The following is a 15,788-nucleotide window of genomic DNA, read 5'->3' on the forward strand; positions in this document are numbered from 1 at the left end:
AGCGGAATTGGGTCGATTCAGAGACATTGGCGATGTCTCCGGTACTCGCGGCGAGCGGAGTACGCGGCGTTGACCCGTCTCAGCGGGCGGGCGCCGCGTACCCGCTCGTCACGGGCTGACTACGCTGGACGGTCGTAGAGCCGAGACGTACAGCAGCAAGGAGTCGAGCCGTGGCGGTACGAGCGGTCCGGGGAGCCGTCCAACTGGAACGGGACGAGGCCGGCCACATGGACGAGCAGGTCGGGGCCCTGCTCACCGCCATCCTGGAACGCAACGCCCTGACCGCCGACGACCTCATCAGTGTCTGGTTCACGGCCACGCCCGACCTGCACAGCGACTTCCCGGCGGCCGCCGCCCGCAAGCTCGGCGCCGGGTTCGCCGACGTCCCCCTGATCTGCGCCCAGGAACTGGACATCGAGGGCGCCATGCCCCGCGTCGTCCGCGTCCTCGCGCACATCGAGTCCGACCGGCCCCGCGCCGACATCGCCCATGTCTACCTGGGCGCCGCGGCCGCCCTGCGCAAGGACATCGCCCAGTGAGAACCGCGCTCGTCATCGGCACCGGACTCATCGGTACGTCCGCCGCCCTCGCCCTGACCCAGCGGGGCGTCACCGTGCACCTCGTCGACCACGACCCCGAGCAGGCCCGGACGGCCGCGGCGCTCGGCGCCGGCACCGACGAGGCCCCCGAGGGCCCAATCGACCTCGCGATCGTCGCCGCCCCGCCCGCCCATGTCGCCGCCGTGCTGGCGGACGCGATGCGCCGGGGCGTGGCCCGCGGGTACCTCGACGTGGCCAGCGTCAAGGGCGGCCCCCGGCGTGAGCTGGAGGGCCTGGGCCTGGACCTGTCCGCCTACATCGGCACGCACCCCATGTCGGGCCGTGAGAAGTCCGGCCCGCTCGCGGCCACCGCGGACCTCTTCGAGGGCCGCCCCTGGGTGCTGACGCCGACCCGGGACACCGACACCGAGGTGCTCAACCTCGCCCTGGAGCTGGTCTCGCACTGCCGTGCCGTGCCGGTGGTCATGGACGCCGACGCGCACGATCGCGCCGTCGCCCTCGTCTCCCACATGCCCCACCTGGTGTCCAGCATGGTGGCCGCACGCCTGGAGAACGCCGAGGAGGCGGCCGTACGACTGTGCGGCCAGGGCATCCGGGACGTCACCCGGATCGCCGCCTCCGACCCCCGGATGTGGATCGACATCCTGTCCGCGAACCCCGGACCGGTCGCCGACCTGCTCTCCGACGTGGCCTTGGACCTGGACGAGACCGTCCGGGCGCTGCGCTCGCTGCAGTCCTCCGACGAGGCCAAGCGGCGGGAGGGCACGAGCGGCATCCAGGACGTGCTGCGGCGCGGCAACGCCGGGCAGGTCAGGGTGCCGGGCAAGCACGGCTCCGCGCCGCGCGCGTACGAGGTCGTGGCCGTGCTGATCGACGACCAGCCCGGCCAGCTGGCGCGGATCTTCGCGGACGCCGGCCGGGCCGGGGTCAACATCGAGGACGTACGCATCGAGCACGCGACCGGGCAGCAGGCAGGTCTGGTGCAGCTGATGGTGGAGCCGCAGGCGGCGCCGGTCCTGACGGCGGCCCTGCGGGAGCGGGGCTGGGCGATCCGGCAGTGATCCGGCGGGGCCGCGGCCGTGAGCCGATCATCCGTCTGTAAGAGGGCACCCCGGAACCCAGTAACCTGGTGCGGGGCACGATCGCGCCCCGCCACCCCCGTCGCACCGCACCAGGAAGGTGTCCCCCCGTGGAAAACGGCGCCGCCCAGCCCGTGATTGTCGCCATCGACGGCCCCGCAGGCACCGGCAAGTCGAGCACGTCGAAGGCAGTCGCCGCGCAGCTCGGCCTGAGCTACCTGGACACCGGCGCCCAGTACCGGGCGATCACCTGGTGGATGGTGAACAACGGGATCGACGTCGACGACCCGTCCGCGATCGCCGCCGTGGCCGGCAAGCCCGAGATCGTCTCCGGCACCGACCCGGCCAACCCCACGATCACGGTCGACGGCGTGGACGTGGCCGGACCGATCCGCACCCAGGAGGTCTCCTCCAAGGTCAGCGCGGTCAGCGCGGTGCCCGAGGTGCGGGCCAGGATCACCGAGCTGCAGCGCTCGGTGGCCGCCGCCGCGGAGGTCGGCATCGTGGTCGAGGGCCGTGACATCGGTACGACCGTGCTGCCGGACGCCGACCTCAAGATCTTCCTGACCGCTTCCGCCGAGGCCCGCGCCGCCCGCCGCAGCGGCGAGCTCAAGGGCTCCGACGTCAACGCCACCCGTGAGGCGCTGATCAAGCGCGACGCGGCCGACTCCTCCCGCAAGACCTCGCCGCTCGCCAAGGCGGACGACGCGGTCGAGGTGGACACCACCGAACTCACGCTGGCCCAGGTCATCGAGTGCGTCGTCACCCTCGTCGAGGAGAAGCGGGCCGGAAAGTGACCGGAGCCCCCGTTCCCTCCGAGAGGGGCGCCGAGGTCGGGCGGCGGATCGGCGTCGGCCTGATGTACGGCCTGTATCGGCCCCGTGTACTCGGCGCCTGGAAGGTGCCCGCGACCGGCCCGGTGATCTTCGCCGTCAACCACTCGCACAACATAGACGGCCCCATGGTGATGGGGGTGGCGCCCCGGCCGACGCACTTCCTGATCAAGAAGGAGGCGTTCGTCGGCCCGCTCGACCCGTTCCTGCTGGGCATCGGCCAGCTGAAGGTGGACCGGTCGGTCGCCGACCGCGGGGCGATCACGCGGGCGCTGGACGTGTTGTCGGCCGGCGGAGTCCTCGGCATCTTCCCGGAGGGCACCCGCGGCGAGGGCGACTTCGCCTCCCTGCGCGCCGGACTCGCCTACTTCGCCGTCCGCAGCGGCGCCCCGGTCGTGCCGGTCGCCGTGCTGGGAAGCTCCGAGCGGCGCGGACGGTTGATAAAGGCGCTGCCCCCGCTGCGCAGCCGTATCGACGTGGTCTTCGGCGACCCCTTCGAGGCGGGCGACGGCACCGGACGGCGCACGCGCAAGGCGCTCGACGAGGCGACCGAACGCATCCAGAAGCAGCTCACCGCGCACCTGGAGAACGCCAGGCGGCTCACCGGCCGCCGGGCGACACTGAGTAGTGGATCAACCCGGTAGAACCGGGCGTCCACCGACCACCACGATGAACGACGAGGTACGGACTTCATGAACGACCACATCCACTCCGAGGGCTCTTTCGAGGAGCACGACCACGGAGAGCTTGGCGATGCCGAGTACGCGGAGTTCATGGAGCTCGCCGCGGAGGAGGGCTTCGACCCCGAGGACGTCGAGGGCGCCATCGAGGAGGCCGGGCACGGACCGCTGCCCGTCCTCGCCGTCGTCGGCCGCCCCAATGTCGGCAAGTCGACCCTGGTGAACCGCATCATCGGCCGCCGCGAGGCCGTCGTCGAGGACAAGCCGGGCGTCACCCGCGACCGCGTGACCTACGAGGCCGAGTGGTCGGGCCGCCGCTTCAAGGTCGTCGACACCGGCGGCTGGGAGCAGGACGTCCTCGGCATCGACGCCTCCGTGGCCGCCCAGGCCGAGTACGCGATCGACGCCGCCGACGCCGTCGTGTTCGTCGTCGACGCCAAGGTCGGCGCGACCGACACCGACGAGGCGGTCGTACGCCTGCTGCGCAAGGCGGGCAAGCCCGTGGTGCTGGCCGCCAACAAGGTGGACGGGCAGAGCGGCGAGGCGGACGCGGCCTATCTGTGGTCGCTGGGTCTCGGCGAGCCGCACCCGGTTTCCGCGCTGCACGGCCGCGGCACCGGCGACATGCTGGACGCCGTCCTGGAGGTCCTGCCGGACGCACCGCGCGAGACGTTCGGCGCGGCCGGCATCGGCGGGCCGCGCCGTGTCGCGCTGATCGGCCGCCCGAACGTCGGCAAGTCCTCCCTGCTGAACAAGGTGGCGGGGGAGGAGCGCGTCGTCGTCAACGAACTGGCGGGCACCACCCGCGACCCGGTCGACGAGCTGATCGAACTGGGCGGCGTCACCTGGAAGTTCGTCGACACGGCCGGTATCCGCAAGCGCGTCCATCTGCAGCAGGGCGCCGACTACTACGCCTCGCTGCGCACCGCGGCCGCGGTCGAGAAGGCCGAGGTGGCGGTCGTCCTGATCGACGCCTCCGAGTCCATCTCGGTCCAGGACCAGCGCATCGTCTCCATGGCGGTCGACGCGGGCCGCGCGATGGTCATCGCGTACAACAAGTGGGACACCCTCGACGAGGAGCGCCGCTACTACCTGGAGCGGGAGATCGAGACCGAGTTCGGGCAGGTCTCCTGGGCGCCGCGGGTCAATGTCTCCGCGCAGACCGGCCGCCACATGGAGAAGCTGGTCCCGGCGATCGAGACCGCTCTGGCGGGCTGGGAGACCCGTGTCCCCACCGGCCGGCTGAACGCCTTCCTCGGCGAGCTGGTCGCCTCCCACCCGCACCCGGTCCGCGGCGGCAAGCAGCCCCGCATCCTGTTCGGCACCCAGGCGGGCACCAAGCCCCCGCGGTTCGTGCTGTTCGCCTCCGGGTTCATCGAGGCGGGCTACCGGCGCTTCATCGAGCGCAGGCTGCGCGAGGAGTTCGGCTTCGAGGGGACGCCGATCCACATCTCGGTGCGGGTGCGCGAGAAGCGCGGCGGCAGGAAGAAGTAGCGTTACGTGCCAAGGGGCGGTCCCGGCCGGGACCGCCCCTTGGCACGTCGCCGAGGAGTCCGGCGTCAGTCGCTGCCGCGCGGGCCGGGTGGCAGCGCGGCCGGCAACGGGTGCAGGCCCGTGCCCTGTTGCCCGGTCGACCCGACGCGCTGCCACTGCGACTGCTGCCGCGCGCTGACGGCGCCCGCGCTGTAGGCGCTGTACGAGCTGCTGAACGACCCGGGGCGGTGTCTGGTGCGCAGGCCCGTACTGCGCGGGATGTTCCCGAAGGCGGTGAACCCCAGCTCCTCCTCGCCGCTGCGGTCGCCCGGCAGCGTGCGGAAGGACCTGACCCACTCGGCGTAGAGCGCGTCGTAGATGGGCGTGGCCGAGGGGCCGCCCGAGGTGTCCTGGGCCGACCGTGCGGACGGGATCGGCTGGAGGGGCTGGCGGCGGGGGACTTCGTATGCGTGCACGTATGTCCAAACGACCCCGGAACTCAAGGGATGCGGTCGGGGCCGGCCCCGTCGGGCGCACACCCAGGGCGCACTCAGGTTCCGGCGAGGGGCATGGCGACACCGACCAGCTGCCCGTTGGCCGCCGCCTTGTCCAGCGCGTCGCGCAGCAGGTCCTCGCGCGGCTGACGGCCGATGGAGCCCACCGGCGCGGCGAACAGCAGCACCTGCCGCAGCTTGTTGGCGGCGGTCCGCCAGCCCTCGGTGACCTGCAGCGGCTGGTGCGCCTGCCACCACGCCACCGGCTGCGTGCCGTTGCTGCCGGGCTGCAGCACGGCGTGCAGCTGGCCCATGGCGAGCAGCACCGACCAGCCGTGCAGCACCGGCGGCACCTCGTTCAACTGCGTCAGCGGCATGAAGCCCTGCTCGATGAGCAGCGGCAGGAAGTCGTCGCCCGCTCCCGTCGTGCCCGGCCGCACGATGGGGCCGGTCGGCTCGACGACCAGCGCCGGGTGCAACTCGCCGCCGATCAGGACGAGTCCGCTGGTCACTCCGAGCACGGCCTGCTCGGGGACGGCCTGCCCCGGGCCCGCGTCGGCGCCGTCCCCGGAGATGGACTTCACGGCGCCACGGAGCTGCTCCTCGGTGACCTGGACGACCTGCGAGGGCAGGCAGGTGGCGTGGGCGAAGGCGAGGACCGCGGTCTCCTCGCCGATGAACAGGACGGTGCTGGTGCGCTCCTGCGCGGAGTCGCCAGGGGTGCGGCAGGACGTGCAGTCGTAACTGCCCGGGGCGTTGTCTCCGGCGAGCAGCCGGTCGGCTTCGTCGTCGCCGATCTCGGCACGTACCTCGTCGCTGACGTCGAGCATGCGCGGCACGGGTGGCTCCCTCGGGGTCGTGGTGTGCGGCGGGGCCGGGTGGCTCCCGGCCCGTGAACCGGGTGGGCCCCGGGCTCATGAAGAAGACAACGGGTGATCTGTGGCGGGAGTCACGCCCGACACCGAACGGAATCGAACCATCCACCGCACAAAGTCACCGCAGGTGCGGAATCGGGTACTCACCGTCAATTCCTCGGAAATCCAAGGAAGTTGGTTTCGTGAGGTGAGTCACAGATCGTCCCGGTCTCCGGTCGACAAATCATGAAATGCAGGAATGAAGTGGGTGGCCGGAAGTTGCTGCTACCGCAGGTAACGGCGAACTGGCCTGGAATGACAAGGAGTTGGTTGCTGACGCCTCGACAAGCTCTCTACATTCCTCCGCCGTGTGCAACGAGCACCGCTCGGGTACGTCCGCCGGCCGAACAAGCCAGCTCACAGCACCACCTCCGGCGGATGGGACGGAGCGTGACGACCACTCAGGTGAGTGGGGCGCGCGCCTCGCTCCTGGGGGACCCCGGGTTGTTCGAGAGGGAACTTCATGTCCGAATGTGCCGATACCACTCACGGCAGCGATCGTCACGACAACGCACGTAAGACGCCGACTCGTACGACGGCGGTCCTCGCCGGGGCCGCACTGCTCGCCGCCCCGCTCGGACTGCTGGCCGCGACCGGGAACGCCGCGGCGGCCGACAACGGAGTGTGGGACCGCATCGCCCAGTGCGAGAGCGGCGGCAACTGGCACATCAACACCGGCAACGGCTACTACGGCGGGCTCCAGTTCTCCGCCGGCACCTGGCGCGCCTACGGCGGCACGGCCTACGCGCCGACCGCCGACAAGGCTTCCAAGGGGCAGCAGATCGCCGTGGCCACCAAGGTCCAGCGCGCCCAGGGTTGGGGCGCCTGGCCGGTCTGTTCGGCACGGGCCGGTGCGTACGGAAGCGCACCCGCCTCCTCGGGTTCGGCGACCACCAGGTCGGCCGAGTCCACCGGGTCGACCACGTCGACCGACGCAGCCCCGTCGAAGAAGCCGTCGAAGGCGCCGGCACGTTCGACGGGCCACACGGCTCGCGGGGAGTCCCGTGGCGACTACACCGTTCGCCGGGGCGACACGCTGAGCACGATCGCCGCACGGCACGGGACGACCTGGCAGCAGCTGTACGCCGCCAACAAGGCCGTCATCGGCGGTGATCCCGATCTGATCGTGCCCGGGCAGCAGCTCGACCTCTGAGCCGCCGCCCACCGGGCACGGGGCCCCTCCGGTCGTCCGACCGGGTGGGGCCCTTCGGCGCACACGACGCGCCGGAGCGGACACCGACCGCCCGCTGCTTACCGTGGGCCGATGTTGCGCACGCACCGAAGGCACGGCACGCCTCGCAGGTACGGCACGCCGATCGCACTGGTTCTGGCCGCCGCCCTGTGCGGCCTTCCGGCCCCCGCCACCGCCCAGGCGGCACCGTCCCCGCAGCGCGCAGTGCTTCCCGCGCGCGTGGCTCTCGACTGCGCCAAGGACCACTGGCCTTGGGGCTGCCTCGCGAAGTGCGAGAGCGGCGGCCGATGGGACGCCAACACCGGCAACGGCTACTACGGGGGCCTGCAGTTCTCGCAGCCCACCTGGAGGGCGTTCGGCGGACTGAAGTACGCGGCGCGCGCCGATCTCGCCACGCGCGCGGAGCAGATCGCCGTCGCCAAGAAGGTGCTGGCCGAACAGGGGTGGGGCTCCTGGCCCGTCTGCTCCGACCGCTACGGCCTCGAAGGGCGCGCGCTCAAGGCCCGGCCCGGCCGGACGCTGTCCTCGATCGCGGAACTGCTCGGCGTCCGCGGCGTCTGGGAGCGGCTCCAGGGAGCCGACGAGGACATGACCGGCGGCACTTCGGACCGGGCGAACTCCGGTACGACGACGGTCATCCCCGAGGACCCGGCCCGCGAGGGGGAGCCGCACCGGGTCCGCGGGGAGTTCGGCCCGCCTCTGGACGACGCTCCAGCTCGGCCGCCTCTCCGCTGAACACCACGGCGCCCCGGCGCAGTTCGTACACCAGGACCCCCGGCCTGCCCTGGAGCCCGGGCGGCAACCGCTGCTCGGCGACGACGACACAGGCGTCGAGGCCGGCCAGCAGTGCGTACGTCCGCGCCGCCACCGCGGGCGACATGCCCTGGGCGGGCTCGTCGACGAGCACCACGCGCGCGCGTGCCAGCAGGGCGCGGGCGAGCGCGAGCATGCGCTGCTCGCCACCCGAGAGGGTGCCGGCGCGACGCCCCAGCAGGGGCACCAGCTGCGGATAGGCGTCCAGGGCGACGTCGTGCTCGCGGGCCGTGAGGTCCAGGTTCTCGCGCACGGTCAGGGAGCCGAACACGGCCTGCCGCTCGGGGACCAGACACAGTCCGCGGCGGGCCCGCTCGTAGGCCGGCATCCGGCTGACGTCGGCGCCGTCCCACACCACCGCGCCGCCGGACAGCGGCACGGTGCCCGCCAGTGCCCGGAGCGCCGTCGTACGGCCGGAGCCGTTGCGGCCCAGCAGCACGGTGAGGCCGGGGCCGGGGGCGGCGAGGGTGACGCCGTGCAGGGCCTCCAGGGGGCCGTAGCGCACGCGCGCGTGGCGCAGCGAAATGGTCATGCGCCCACCTCCGTTGCGCCGAGGGCGTCGAGTACGTGTCCGGGCGGGCCCGAGGCGACGATGCGGCCCGCCGTCATCACGTGCACGACGTCCGCGAGGTCGGCGACCAGGTCGAGGTCGTGCTCCACCACCAGGAGGGCGGCCCCGTCGGCAGCGAGGGCTCTGAGCACGTCGGCCAGGGCGGTGACTTCGGCGCTGTCGAGGCCCGCGGCCGGTTCGTCGAGCAGCAGGACGCGGGGGCCGCCGGCGACGGCTCGCGCCAGCTCCACGCGGCGGAGGGTGCCGGTTGGCAACTCGGCGGCGGGGAGGTTGCGTATCGGGCCGTTCAGCTTCAGTAGCCGTAGGGCTCTTTCTACGGCTGCCTGGTCGTGGGTGTGGCCCTGTTCGGCGCCCACTTGGACGTTCTCGGCGACGGTGAGGGAGGGGAAGACGGAGAGTTGCTGGAAGGTGCGGGCGATGCCCAGGTGGGTGCGGGTGTGAGGGGGGAGGAGGGTGATGTCTCTTTCGCCGAGGCGTACATGACCCCGGGTGGGGTGCAGGGTGCCTGCCAGGCAGTGGAACAGGGTGCTTTTTCCTGCGCCGTTCGGGCCTACGATCGCTGTGATGCGGCCGGGGGGTACGTCCAGGTCTACGCCGTTCAGGGCGGTGAAGGTGCCGTAGCGGGCGTGTAGGGCCTGGGCTTTGAGGGTGGGTGCGGGTTTGTGGGGGTGCACCCGGCCTTCGGCCGGGTTTGGGGTCCTACCCGCACCACCCGTGCGGATTTCGTTGTCGGGTGCGGGTGGCCCTTGTGGGGGCTTCGCGCCGTCGGCGGCTGCCGGTTTCGGTCGTACGGCTTTCTGTCGCGGCCGTAGGCGTCCTGCTGCCCGCAGGCCCGTCGGTGTCAGGCGGGACTCCCGGCGCGGGCGCAGGCGTTGGGCTGCTGTTCTGAGGGCCTCGTACGGGCCGCCCGGGAAGCGGCCCACCAGGACGGCCAGTACGCCGATGAGGGCTGCCGCGACGCCGCCGCGGGCGCCCGCGTCGAGGCCCACCAGCAGGGCCGCCGCGAGGAGGGCGCCGAGAGTGCTGTCCGCGCCGAGGACGACCACTGCGGCGAACCACAGCAGGCCGCGGACGGGGTCGTAGGCGCCGGGGTCGAAGGCGCGCAGCCCCATGCCGAGCATGCTGCCGCCGAGGGCGGCCAGGGCGGCGCCCGAGACGAAGGCCAGCAGCTTGAGCGAGGGGACCCGGACGCCCGCCGCCGACGCGCCCGGCTCGTGGTCTCGCATGGCGGCCAGCGCACGGCCCGTACGGCCGGTGCGCAGCGCTCGTGTCGCCAGCAGGGCGCCCGCCAGCAGGACCAGTTCGAGGACGTAGTAGGCGCGGTCGCCCTCGAAGCCCGCCGGACGCCGCAGCGAGAGCCCGGAGGTGGCGTACGGCTGGGCGAAGACGAAGCGGCTCACCCCGACGCCCACCGCGAACGTCGCCAGTGCGAGCGCGAGCCCCCGGCGGCCGATCGCCGGCCAGCCGGTCAGCAGGCCGAGGGGAGCGACCAGGACGACCGCCACCGCGAGTGCGGCCAGTTCGGGCAGCCGGGGCAGGCCCGGGAAGCGGCCCGCCGCGAGCAGCGCCGTGAACAGGGCGCCCAGACCCGCGTACGCCGCCTGCCCCAGCGAGATCTGGCCGCCGCGGCCGGTGACCACCACCAGGGAGAGCAGGACCACGCCGAGCGCCGGCACCTGGACCGAGGTGTGCAGGTCCGAGCCGGCGAAGCCCAGCGGCAGCAGGAACAGGACGACCGCCACGATCCACGCCCCCTGCGGCGTCGGCACGCGCGCGGTGGCCGTGCGCGGCAGCGCGTCGCGGGTGCCGACGCGGGGCAGTACGAGTGCCGCGACCAGCAGGGCGACGACGAACAGGTTCGCGCCCACCGCCTGCAGGAGGGGCGCGCCCCAGCCCGACGGATGCAGCCGCGTCAGCTGGCTCTGCGCGACGCCGATGCCCAGCGCGACGACGACGGCCACCGGCAGGCTGCGCATCCGTGCCGCCACCGCGACCGCCACCACCTCCATGACGAGCAGCGGCAGCCCGTACGGATCCAGGCGCACGTACGGTGCCAGCAGCACACCCGTCAGGCCCGCCGTGAAGGAACCGAACGCCCAGCCGGCCGCCGCCACCCGGTCCGCGTCGATCCCGCCGAGCACCGCGAGCCCGCGGTCGTCGACCACGGCCCGCAGCTCCGTGCCGAACCGCGTCCAGCGGATCACCGCCCCGACCCCCGCCGCCAGCACGAGCACCACACCCAGCTGCCCCCAGGGATCCGCCGACACCAGCTCGGGCGCGTCGTCCCGGGCCCCCTGCCCCCACAGCAGCGCGGCCCCGCCGACCAGGAGCACGAAGACGCCGATGGACGCGACGAGGGTCTGCGCCGGATCACCGCCCAGGACCGCCGTCGGACGGAAGACGAACCGTTCCAGCACCACGCCGATCGCCGGGGCCAGCAGGAGAAGCGTCACGGTCGCCCCGAGCCACAGCGGCCAGCCCCACTCGACCACGCACTGCCGCAGCACATACGCGCACACCATCGCGATCGCGCCGTGGGCGAAGTTGAGCACGCCGGTCGCGCGGTACGTCACCACCAGGCCGATCCCGGTGAGCGCCGCCGCGCTGCCGACCGAGAGACCGGCCAGCGTGAGGTCGTACGTCAGTGAGGACATCAGCCGGTTTCGCCGGCGGGGTCGCAGATCGGGCACGGGCCCAGCTCGCCGCCGGCCAGCAGCTTGGCGTCCACCGGCACCGCCTCCACCTTTCCGGCGACCAGCGGGCAGTCCGCGCGGTGCCACAGCGTGCCGCCCGGCACCATCAGCAGGTCCCCGCTGACCGCGAGGGGGAGGGCCGCCGCACGCCCGGCGTCGTCGGTGTCGCTGGATCCGGCGGCCACCAGGAGGCCGTACAGCTCCTCCACGCGCGCGGCCGCCAGCGCGTTGCGTCCCTGGGTGAGCAGCACCGCCCCGGCGACGATCAGGGCCGCCCCGGGGACCGTGCAGGAGGCGAGGTAGGGCAGCTGGCGTTCGGCGAAACGCTCGCCCGAGATGCCGTACCAGCCGATGACGCACAGCACCGCACCTGCGGCGAGCGCGGCCCAGCCGGCCCACAGGACGGGGTGCACGGTCCGCAGTCGGCCTGTCCGCATCGCTGGCTCCCGCACATCGCGTTCTTGCCCAATCGCCTGCTGCTATTCCATGTAAGCCAATGGACTTGCACTATGCCTTCTGCAAGCTGACCCTGAAAGCACCGGGCGCACCTTGCCCGGACCGACACCCGGTGGTGAGCCAGATGGTTCTCGGGAGCGACCTCAGGAGCAGGAACGCACCAAGGGGGCGCGGCCCACGGGCAGCGGGCCGGGGCACGGCGGCGCTGGCCGCCCTCGGACTCGTCCTCGCCCCGGTCCTCGCGGCGTGCAGCGACGACAGCGGCGGCGGCAGCGAGAGCGCGCCCCCCACTCCGTCCGTGGAGCGGACGACGAGCGCCCCGGCGACGGCGCCGGCCGATCCGGCGGCCGCGACGAAGGAGATCCAGGAGAACTGGAAGACGTTCTTCGACCCGGCCACGTCCACGAAGGACAAACAGGCGGTCCTGGAGAACGGGGACCGCATGGGCCCGGTCATGCAGGCCTTCAGCGGCGACCAGCGCGGCGGGCAGGTGCAGGCGAAGGTGACGAAGGTCGAGTTCACCTCGACGGACAAGGCGAACGTCACCTACGACCTCACCCTGAAGGGCGCCACCGCACTGCCGGGCGCCACCGGGACGGCCGTCGAGCAGGACGGCACCTGGAAGGTCTCCGTCACCACGCTCTGCGCACTGGTCGGCATGAGCGGAAATGCCTCGGCGTCGGCTCTCCCCGGCTGCTGAGACCGCTGCCGCGGTGCTGCTGCTCCTCGTGGGCACGGCCTGCGGCAGCCGGCTGCCGGAGAGCGACTTCGAGCACGACGGCCGTACGGACGCGCCCGCGCCAAGCAGTGCCGCGCCGGTCCGCGTCGGCATCGTCACCAGCGCCACCAGCCCGGTCGGCGGCAACACCTTCACCGGCCCCCGTGACGGCGCCAAGGCCTGGTTCGACCGGCTCAACGCGCAAGGGGGCATCGACGGGCACCCCGTGGAGGTCCGTGAGTGCGACGACGGCGGCAGCGGCGTCGGCAACAACTCCTGCGTGCACAAGCTGATCGACGACGACAAGGTGGTCGCCCTGGTCGCGACCACCGCGCTGGACTACGCGGGCGCCTCCCGCGTCTCCCACGCGCGCGTGCCCGACATCGGCGGCCAGCCCATCGGGGCCGCCTACGACACCTGGCCGCACCTGTACGGCATCTACGGCAGCCTCGCGCCCCGCAACGGCACTCCCGGCTGGGGCGGAAAGCTCTACGGCGGCACGGAGGTGTACCGCTACTTCAAGCGCGAGAAGGGCGCCCGCACGGCCGCCGTGGTGTCGTACAACCAGGCCGCGTCCGCCTCCTACGCCCGCCTCGTCGAGCAGGGGCTCAAGGCCGAGGGCTACAAGGTGGTCACCGAGGAGGTCGACTTCGCGCTGCCCAACTTCCGTGCCGCCGCGGCGGATCTGAAGGAGCAGGGCGCCGACCTGGTCTTCGACGCCATCGACACCCACGGCAACGCCCAGCTGTGCAAGGCGATGGACGAGGCCGGGGCCAAGGTCATCGCCAAGGTCACCAACGTCCAGAACTGGACGTCCACCGTCCCCGACGACTACAAGGACTCCCCGCGCTGCCGCAACGCCCTGTGGGCGACCGGCTCCAGCCGCAATTACGACGACACGGACGACGCGGCCGTGCGGCGGTTCCGGGACGCCACCAAGGGCCTGAAGACGCACTCCCAGTGGCAGTTGGAGGGCTGGGCGGCCGCCATGTGGTTCACCGACGCGGCCAGGTCCTGCGCGAAGACGGGCATCACGCGCGCGTGCGTCGACGCCTACATGAACCGCAGCGAGAACTACACCGCCGGTGGACTGCTGGTCCCGGTCCGCTTCGACCGGCTGCCCGAGCCGCCGAAGCACCGCAGGACCTGTCTGTCGGTGGCCCGCTGGCAGGACGGGAAGGGGTGGGTGTCCCAGGGCGACATGAACAGCACCTGCTTCGACGTGCCGCAGCTGCCCTACCAGCCGTAGATCCGCCGCGACGCAACGCAACCAAAGGGCCCGGACACCGGTCTAACCGGGCAGCACAGGGCGAGGAAGGACCTTCACCGCATGACGACGTTGGCCCCGCAGTCCACACCGCTGCGCGCCGACTGCATCGCCGACTCGGCGGGCGGGCTGACCTTCGACGTGCCGGCGTTCGGGGAGAGCGGCCCCGCCCTGCTGGTGCTGCGGCTGCGGGACGCCCACGAGGAGGTCTGTCTGCCGCTGACCCCGGCCGGGGACGGCCGGCTGCGTGCCGCCCTGCCCAGCAGCGTCGCCCTCCCCGAGGGCCGCTGGGACGCCTACGCGCGCGTGGCCGCCGGGGAGCCGCGCCGTCTCGTGCCCGGCGTCACCGATCTGCGCTCGCTCGCCGCCCGGACCCCGGGCGCCTCCCGCGGCCATGTCGCCGTCCGCATCCCGTACGCCACCCGCCAGGGCAGGCTCAGCGTCCGCAGCTGGCTGCGCGCCCCGCACGCCGAGGTCGGTGAACTGCACGTCAGGCAGGGCGTGTTGAGTGTGCGGGGGCGGGTGTACGGCACCGGGCTCGGCCCGCACGCCCACGCCGAGATCCGTGCCCGGCACGCGCCCGTGCCGGTGCTGCGGACCGAAGTCCTCGCCGACCGGGCCGAGTTCCGCTTCAAGGTGGTGTACGCGGCCCTGGAGCCGGGCGTGTGGGACCTGTGGCTGCGGCCCGCGGGGGATGGAGGACCAGAGGTGCGGCTCGCCCGGCTGCTCGACGACGTGGCCGACAAGAAGCCGGTGTTCACCTATCCACGCGTGCGCGTGGACGCGCCGTACGGCCCGGTGGAGGCCGGGCCGTACTACACGCGGGACAACGACCTGTCGGTGTCCGTCACCGCGTGTGCCTCACCGCAGTGAGCCGAAGAACTCCCTGACGTCACGCGTCAGCAGGTCGGGCACCTCCAGGGCGGCGAAGTGACCGCCCCGGTCGAACTCCGTCCAGCGGACGACGGTGTTGGCCCGCTCGGCCCAGCGGCGGATCGCGACGTCCTCGGCGAAGTTCGCGACCGCCGTCGGCACCCCGGAGGGCGCGGTCGGGAACCAGTCCGGGACATGGCCGTTCTCGTAGTACATCCGGGCCGCCGAACCCGCCGTGCCGGTCAGCCAGTACAGCATCACGTTCGTCAGCAGCGTGTCCCGGTCGATCGCGTCCTCGGGCAGCGCGGCCGAGGAGTGCGTCCACGCCTGGAACTTCTCCATGATCCAGGCGAGCTGGCCGACGGGCGAGTCGGTGAGGGCGTACGACAGGGTCTGCGGACGGGTCGACTGCAGGACGTTGTAGCCGAAGCCGTCGGTGGTGAACTCCGCGATCCTGGCGAGGCGTTGCCGCTCACGGTCGGTCAGCCCCCGCTGCTCCTCCTCCTCGACCGGGCCGAGCGGGATGAAGCCCACCGACGCGGCGTTCACATGGACCCCGACCACCGACTCGGGCGCGACGCGGGCGAGTTCGGGGGAGACCAGCGCGCCGAGGTCGCCGCCCTGGGCGCCGTAGCGCTCGTAGCCGAGCCTGCGCATCAGCTCGGCCCACGCGCGTGCCGTGCGCGAGACGTTCCAGCCCTTCTCACGGGTCGGTCCCGAGAAGCCGAACCCGGGCAGGGACGGGATCACCAGGTGGAAGTCGCCGCTCAGCGGGCCGATCAGACCGAGGAACTCCACGACGGACCCCGGCCAGCCGTGCGTCAGGATCAGCGGGAGCGCGTCCGACCGGGCGGAGCGCACATGCAGGAAGTGCACGGTCGCGCCGTCGATCTCCGTCGTGTACTGCGGGATCTCGTTGAGGGCCGTCTCGTGCTTGCGCCAGTCGTAGCCGCCGCGCCAGTAGGCCGCCAGGTCGCGGAGGTACGGCAGCGAGGCGCCGTAGTCCCAGCCCGCGTCCGGGAGTTCGTCCGGCCAGCGGGTCAGGTCCAGGCGGGTGTGCAGGTCGTCGAGCTGTGCCTGCGGGATGTCGATCCGGAAGCCGTGCACGCTGTTGTCTGCCATGCATCCCACGCTAGGGACACTTGCGGACACCTTCTGTCCGCGTCCTTTGG

The 15,788-nt window shown here is 72.6% G+C and carries 16 protein-coding genes; 10 read left to right on the top strand and 6 right to left on the bottom strand.

The annotated features are described in order from the left end of the window. Positions 1-170 precede the first annotated feature (170 nt). From aroH to der, 5 genes are all read left to right on the top strand, one after another. Entirely contained in the window at positions 171-539 is a 369-nt protein-coding gene (gene aroH, locus MQN93_RS28055; RefSeq protein ID WP_016434559.1) for a chorismate mutase, read from the top strand. Then, positions 536-1,621, top strand: a complete 1,086-nt coding sequence (locus tag MQN93_RS28060; protein WP_016434558.1) for a prephenate dehydrogenase — start codon at positions 536-538, stop codon at positions 1,619-1,621. Before aroH ends, MQN93_RS28060 begins: the two co-directional genes overlap by 4 nt. 128 nt (positions 1,622-1,749) lie before the next feature. Further along, positions 1,750-2,436: a (d)CMP kinase gene (cmk, locus tag MQN93_RS28065; RefSeq protein ID WP_016434557.1), complete on the top strand. Its 687-nt coding sequence runs from the start codon at positions 1,750-1,752 to the stop codon at positions 2,434-2,436. Next, a complete protein-coding gene (locus MQN93_RS28070; protein WP_199786540.1) occupies positions 2,394-3,116 on the top strand; it encodes a lysophospholipid acyltransferase family protein in 723 nt (240 codons plus the stop codon). Before cmk ends, MQN93_RS28070 begins: the two co-directional genes overlap by 43 nt. 48 nt (positions 3,117-3,164) lie before the next feature. Beyond that, the gene (gene der, locus MQN93_RS28075) at positions 3,165-4,646 is read left to right on the top strand and encodes a ribosome biogenesis GTPase Der (protein ID WP_242711762.1); all 1,482 of its coding nucleotides are present in this window, start codon (positions 3,165-3,167) and stop codon (positions 4,644-4,646) included. 65 nt (positions 4,647-4,711) lie between these two features. Here der and MQN93_RS28080 read toward each other — a convergent pair whose 3' ends face one another. Continuing rightward, positions 4,712-5,101, bottom strand: coding sequence for a hypothetical protein (locus MQN93_RS28080; RefSeq protein ID WP_016434554.1), 390 nt, complete (start codon positions 5,099-5,101; stop codon positions 4,712-4,714). 74 nt (positions 5,102-5,175) lie between these two features. Next, positions 5,176-5,958, bottom strand: a complete 783-nt coding sequence (locus MQN93_RS28085) for a DUF8842 C-terminal domain-containing protein (RefSeq protein WP_242711763.1) — start codon at positions 5,956-5,958, stop codon at positions 5,176-5,178. Positions 5,959-6,496: 538 nt separating this feature from the next. On the opposite strand from MQN93_RS28085, the gene MQN93_RS28090 reads away from it, so the two are divergent. Together MQN93_RS28090 and MQN93_RS28095 are read left to right on the top strand one after the other, a co-directional pair. Beyond that, complete coding sequence (locus MQN93_RS28090; RefSeq protein ID WP_016434552.1) at positions 6,497-7,186, top strand: transglycosylase family protein; 690 nt, start codon at positions 6,497-6,499, stop codon at positions 7,184-7,186. Between the two features lie 111 nt (positions 7,187-7,297). Then, positions 7,298-7,960: a transglycosylase family protein gene (locus tag MQN93_RS28095; protein WP_242711764.1), complete on the top strand. Its 663-nt coding sequence runs from the start codon at positions 7,298-7,300 to the stop codon at positions 7,958-7,960. On the opposite strand, the gene MQN93_RS28100 is transcribed toward MQN93_RS28095, so the two are convergent. From MQN93_RS28100 to MQN93_RS28110, 3 genes are read right to left on the bottom strand one after another with little or no spacing between them, the layout of a single operon-like run. Then, the gene (locus MQN93_RS28100; RefSeq protein WP_242711765.1) at positions 7,860-8,570 is read right to left on the bottom strand and encodes an ATP-binding cassette domain-containing protein; all 711 of its coding nucleotides are present in this window, start codon (positions 8,568-8,570) and stop codon (positions 7,860-7,862) included. The genes MQN93_RS28095 and MQN93_RS28100 overlap by 101 nt on opposite strands. Then, positions 8,567-11,263, bottom strand: coding sequence for an ABC transporter permease subunit (locus tag MQN93_RS28105; RefSeq protein ID WP_242711766.1), 2,697 nt, complete (start codon positions 11,261-11,263; stop codon positions 8,567-8,569). Before MQN93_RS28105 ends, MQN93_RS28100 begins: the two co-directional genes overlap by 4 nt. After that, complete coding sequence (locus MQN93_RS28110) at positions 11,263-11,739, bottom strand: hypothetical protein (protein WP_242711767.1); 477 nt, start codon at positions 11,737-11,739, stop codon at positions 11,263-11,265. Before MQN93_RS28110 ends, MQN93_RS28105 begins: the two co-directional genes overlap by 1 nt. Positions 11,740-11,882: 143 nt before the next feature. Here MQN93_RS28110 and MQN93_RS28115 point away from each other — a divergent pair, with 143 nt between their 5' ends. From MQN93_RS28115 to MQN93_RS28125, 3 genes are all read left to right on the top strand, one after another. Next, complete coding sequence (locus MQN93_RS28115) at positions 11,883-12,458, top strand: MTB12 C-terminal domain-containing protein (RefSeq protein ID WP_242711768.1); 576 nt, start codon at positions 11,883-11,885, stop codon at positions 12,456-12,458. Beyond that, positions 12,427-13,725 carry an ABC transporter substrate-binding protein gene (locus MQN93_RS28120; RefSeq protein WP_016434546.1) on the top strand — a complete coding sequence of 433 codons (1,299 nt, stop codon included), beginning with the start codon at positions 12,427-12,429 and terminating at the stop codon, positions 13,723-13,725. Before MQN93_RS28115 ends, MQN93_RS28120 begins: the two co-directional genes overlap by 32 nt. A gap of 81 nt (positions 13,726-13,806) precedes the next feature. Beyond that, complete coding sequence (locus MQN93_RS28125; protein WP_016434545.1) at positions 13,807-14,616, top strand: hypothetical protein; 810 nt, start codon at positions 13,807-13,809, stop codon at positions 14,614-14,616. Here the strand turns inward: MQN93_RS28125 and MQN93_RS28130 are convergent. Then, positions 14,605-15,738: an epoxide hydrolase family protein gene (locus MQN93_RS28130; RefSeq protein ID WP_242711769.1), complete on the bottom strand. Its 1,134-nt coding sequence runs from the start codon at positions 15,736-15,738 to the stop codon at positions 14,605-14,607. The two genes, MQN93_RS28125 and MQN93_RS28130, sit on opposite strands and share 12 nt — an antisense overlap. Positions 15,739-15,788: the final 50 nt, after the last annotated feature.

This window comes from Streptomyces spinosisporus (assembly GCF_022698145.1).
Lineage (GTDB): Bacteria > Actinomycetota > Actinomycetes > Streptomycetales > Streptomycetaceae > Streptomyces > Streptomyces spinosisporus.